Origin of the sequence: Gulosibacter sediminis, from assembly GCF_030011715.1 — a bacterium.
Classification (GTDB): Bacteria; Actinomycetota; Actinomycetes; order Actinomycetales; family Microbacteriaceae; genus Gulosibacter; species Gulosibacter sediminis.
In genome coordinates this window covers 1-4224 of the sequence record NZ_JASCYH010000073.1, presented here as the reverse complement: position 1 = coordinate 4224, position 4224 = coordinate 1, and the positions used below count along the sequence as shown (strand labels likewise).

The following is a 4224-nucleotide window of genomic DNA, read 5'->3' as shown; positions in this document are numbered from 1 at the left end:
GTTTTGGCGGTGCCAAAACTACAAAAAACGACCACTCAACCCCCGAGTAGGGTGAGCGGGTGCCGACTGCTGCTGAGATTCTTGAGTTTGCCGACGACGAGCCGCCCGCGGGGGAGTCGCCGTGGGTGGTGCCGCAGACGCGCGAGCCGATCGTCGTCGCCGAGCCCGACCCCGAGTGGCCGCGACGGTTCGACGAACTCGCCGCGCGCATCCGAACTGCTCTTGGCGGGCGCGTGCTCGCGCTTGAGCACGTCGGGTCGACGTCGGTGCCGGAGCTGCCCGCGAAGCCGGTGATCGACGCCGACCTCATCGTGGCAGATCCGGGGGATGAGGCGGGCTGGCTGCCAGCGCTCGAGGGTGCCGGATTCGTGCTCACCGTACGCGAACCCTGGTGGCACGAGCATCGCCTCGTGAAACACGCGAACCCGGTGGCGAACGTGCACGTCTTCTCGCCGGACTCACCCGAACCGTGGAAGCATCGCATTTTTCGCGATCACCTGCGCCGCGACGACGTCGACCGGGAGTGCTACGCAGAGGTGAAGCGTGCGGCGTCGCGCATCGCCACCGCCGGCGCCGAAACGGTCATGGAGTACAACGCGCGCAAGCAGGCGTGCATCCGCGACATCTACGCGCGCGCCTTCGCCGCAGCCGGGTACTAGCGAACGCGCCGTGCGCGAACGGCGCCGCAGGTGTTCGGCTCGTCCAAGGTATCGCGGGCGCCGAGACGCTCGACATCATCACCGTCGAAGACCGCGAGCTGTACCTCGTGCGCAGGAATGAATGGGTGCGCCTGCTGCCGGGCGACTCGGCCGGGCGGCGAGGCACCGCGCATGCATGGAGCAACCGCACCTCCAAGCTGATCTTGATCGTCGCGGTCTTGATGAGTGACACCAGATCAGCGACCAGCAGCGTCGCCTGGGGTGCGCAAGCGGATGCGCGGGGTGCGCGTGTGATTGGCCAGGGTACCTGTGTTGTCGGCTAGGTCGCGGATTCGCTCGCGCGATACTCGTGCAGCGCATCCAGTAGACGTTCGGCGCGCGCAGAGGTGCCAAACTCGCTCGGGCTGCCGCCCGCATCGCCGGTGCCGTCGACCTGTGCGTTATAGGCGATGCCGTCGCCGAGCTGGATTACGACGACCGTGAGATCATCCCCGAGTTCGTCACGGATGAGGTCGGCCCAGCGGTCCCGCCCGCGCTGCAGCGTCTCGCGAATTTCGTCGGTGCTCGTGTTCTCGATCGCCACGAGCGCGGCGGTGATGCGTTCGAGCTCACTGAGATAGTCGGATGAGGTGCGAAGGTACCAGCGCGCGGGCGACTCGCCGGAGGCCTGGAGCTCTTCGATCTCGAGATGGAGTTGCTGGAGGTAGAACTCGGCGAGCCCGTGCCGAAGCTTGCGCTGGCTAGGAAAGTGATAGAGCAGCCCACCCTTTGAGACGCCGGCGCGGGCGGCTACGGCATCGAGGGTCGCGGCGCGCTCGCCCTCTTCGAGTACGAGATCGGCGTAGGCGATGAGGAGGTCGCGACGTCGGTTTCGCTCGGTGCCGGCTGCGGGTGCTGCTCCTGGCGAAGTCATTGCGACAGTCTACTGGCGTGGTGGTGGCGAACTCCCGGCCTGATACTGTACCGTCTGGACGGTAGGGAGAGGGTGCAGTCGCCCGTCCGGCCTCTTGCCGGGATGCACCCGTGGCACCGATGCACGACCGTATAGCTCGCTCATTCTGGATCGACCGCGCACCGAAGCGCGTCGCGCAGCCGTCGCTGCACGGCAATCAGCACACCGACCTGCTCATCATCGGCGGCGGTTACACCGGCCTGTGGACGGCCTTGCTCGCCGCCGAACGCGAGCCCGGCCGCCGCATCACCCTGCTCGAGGGAGGCACGATCGGCCATGCTGCGAGTGGCCGCAACGGCGGTTTCGTCGAGCCGAGCATCAGTCACGGCATCGGCAATGCGCTGGAACGCTGGCCAGATCAGGCGAGTGAGATCGCGCGCATTAGCGAAGACAACTTTGCGGCCATGCGAGCCGACATCGAGCGGCTTGGCCTCGACTGCGACTGGTCCGAGGCAGGCAACCTCACGTTTGCCCGCACCCAGTGGCAAGCGGATGCGCTTGAGGAGTTCGCGCCCGAGGCGACCGCCCACGGCGAGCCGACCACCTTCATCGGTGCCGACCGCATCGGCGAGTTCACGAAGTCGCCGGCGTACGTCGCGGCGACCCACACCTCGGCCGGTGCGACGGTCGACCCGTACAAGCTCGCGCTTGGACTGCTGGATGCGGTGCTCGCAGCGGGTGTCGAGGTCTGCGAACACAGCGTCGTGCGCCGACTCGACCACGCGAGCGAGTTGCGGGCGCACACCGAACGGGGGAGCATCCGCGCGAAGCAGGTCGTGCTCGCGACGAACGCGTATCCGTCGCTCCTGCGCCGACTCGCGGGTGTCACCGTGCCGGTGTACGACTACGCGCTCATGACCGAGCCACTCAGCGAAGAGCAGTTTGCGAGCATCGGTTGGACCGGGCAGGAGGGGCTCTCGGATGCGGGCAACCAGTTCCACTACTACCGCAAGACCAACGACGGCCGGATCCTCTGGGGCGGCTACGACGCCGTCTACTACTTTGGCTCGCGCCGCAGCGAGGCACTGACGCAGCGGGCCGAGACGTTCGCGACGCTCGAGCGCAACTTCTTCGCGACCTACCCGCAACTGCGCGGGGTGCGATTCACGCATCAGTGGGGCGGCATGATCGACACCTCGACGCAGTTCTGCGTGACGAGTGACGTTGTCTCGCGCGGGCGGATCGCGTACGCGGTCGGGTTCACGGGCCTCGGCGTCGCGGCCACGCGCTTCGGCGCGCAGGTCATGCTCGACCAGCTGGCGGGGGAGCAGACCGACCGCCTCGCGCTCGACCTCGTGCGCAAGCATCCGCTGCGATTCCCGCCCGAGCCCGCCCGCGCGTTGGGCGTGAACGTTTCGCGCTGGTCGATGGCGCGCGAGGATGAAACGGGGCGGCGAAACCTCTGGCTGCGCACCATGGATGCGGTCGGGCTCGGCTTCGATTCGTAGTGTGTTCACCGCGGGCGGAATCGAATGGCTGGGGCCCGTGTTTACACCCGGGTCGGCCCTCCACTCGGGCTAGACTCGTCGCGACAAGGAGGAGCGTTTCTATGGGTGATCACCTGCTCACGCACGTGGAGGCAATCAACTGGAACCGGATCCAGGATGATAAAGATCTTGAGGTCTGGAACCGGCTGACCAACAACTTCTGGCTGCCCGAGAAGGTTCCGCTGTCGAACGACATTCAGTCGTGGGCGACGCTGACCCCGGAGGAACAGACCCTCACGATGCGCGTGTTCACGGGGCTCACCCTGCTCGACACGCTGCAGGGCACGGTCGGCGCGATCTCGCTGATCCCCGACGCCGTGACCTCGCACGAGGAGGCCGTCTACACGAACATCGCGTTTATGGAGTCGGTGCACGCGAAGAGCTACTCGTCGATTTTCTCGACGCTCGCGAACACGCCGCAGATCGACGACGCGTTCCGTTGGTCGCGCGAGAACCCGCTGCTGCAGAAGAAGGCACAGATCGTTCTCGACTACTACCACGCCGATGACCCGCTGAAGAAGAAGGTCGCCTCGACGCTCCTCGAGTCGTTCCTCTTCTACTCGGGCTTCTACCTGCCGATGTACTGGTCGTCGCACGCGAAGCTCACGAACACCGCCGACCTCATTCGCCTCATCATTCGCGACGAGGCCGTGCACGGGTACTACATCGGCTACAAGTACCAGCAGGGGCTCGAGCGCGAATCGCAGGAGCGTCGCGACGAGCTCAAGGACTGGACCTTCGGGCTCATGTACGAGCTTTACGAGAACGAGGTTGCCTACACGCACGACCTCTATGACGGGGTCGGCTGGTCAGAGGACGTCAAGAAGTTCCTCCACTACAACGCGAACAAGGCATTGATGAACCTCGGCTACGAGGCGATGTTCCCGTCGACCGTGACCGACGTGAACCCGGCGATCCTGTCGGCGCTCTCGCCGAACGCCGACGAGAACCACGACTTCTTCTCGGGGTCGGGCTCGTCCTACGTCATCGGCAAGGCCGAAAACACCGAAGACGACGACTGGGCCTTCTAACCCTTCCCGAAACACAGTTGAGTGGTGGGGGTTTTTTTTTTTTTTGGGGGGGGGTACAAAAAAAAAAAAAACACGCACACTGGGGGGGGGGGGGG

General features: G+C 65.5%; 5 protein-coding genes. 4 read left to right on the top strand and 1 reads right to left on the bottom strand.

Translation table 11 applies throughout. The features are described from left to right. Nucleotides 1-59: 59 nt before the first annotated feature. Nucleotides 60-659 (top strand): GrpB family protein, encoded by a 600-nt coding sequence (locus QM019_RS12500; protein ID WP_282853281.1) that lies wholly within the window; start codon nucleotides 60-62, stop codon nucleotides 657-659. Next, on the top strand, nucleotides 611-982 hold the full coding sequence (locus tag QM019_RS12495; protein WP_282853280.1) for a cupin domain-containing protein: 372 nt from the start codon (nucleotides 611-613) through the stop codon (nucleotides 980-982). Before QM019_RS12500 ends, QM019_RS12495 begins: the two co-directional genes overlap by 49 nt. Here the strand turns inward: QM019_RS12495 and QM019_RS12490 are convergent. Then, on the bottom strand, nucleotides 979-1572 hold the full coding sequence (locus QM019_RS12490) for a TetR/AcrR family transcriptional regulator (protein WP_282828705.1): 594 nt from the start codon (nucleotides 1570-1572) through the stop codon (nucleotides 979-981). The genes QM019_RS12495 and QM019_RS12490 overlap by 4 nt on opposite strands. Nucleotides 1573-1691: 119 nt before the next feature. On the opposite strand from QM019_RS12490, the gene QM019_RS12485 reads away from it, so the two are divergent. After that, the gene (locus tag QM019_RS12485) at nucleotides 1692-3059 is read left to right on the top strand and encodes an NAD(P)/FAD-dependent oxidoreductase (RefSeq protein ID WP_282853279.1); all 1368 of its coding nucleotides are present in this window, start codon (nucleotides 1692-1694) and stop codon (nucleotides 3057-3059) included. A gap of 101 nt (nucleotides 3060-3160) precedes the next feature. After that, nucleotides 3161-4129 carry a class 1b ribonucleoside-diphosphate reductase subunit beta gene (gene nrdF, locus QM019_RS12480; protein ID WP_282828709.1) on the top strand — a complete coding sequence of 323 codons (969 nt, stop codon included), beginning with the start codon at nucleotides 3161-3163 and terminating at the stop codon, nucleotides 4127-4129. Nucleotides 4130-4224: the final 95 nt, after the last annotated feature.

Excerpts from the sequence above, each read along its gene's own strand:
- nrdF (WP_282828709.1), top strand. The coding sequence starts at position 3,161 with ATGGGTGATCACCTGCTCACGCACGTGGAGGCAATCAACTGGAACCGG.
- QM019_RS12490 (WP_282828705.1), bottom strand. The coding sequence starts at position 1,572 with ATGACTTCGCCAGGAGCAGCACCCGCAGCCGGCACCGAGCGAAACCGA.
- QM019_RS12485 (WP_282853279.1), top strand. The coding sequence starts at position 1,692 with ATGCACGACCGTATAGCTCGCTCATTCTGGATCGACCGCGCACCGAAG.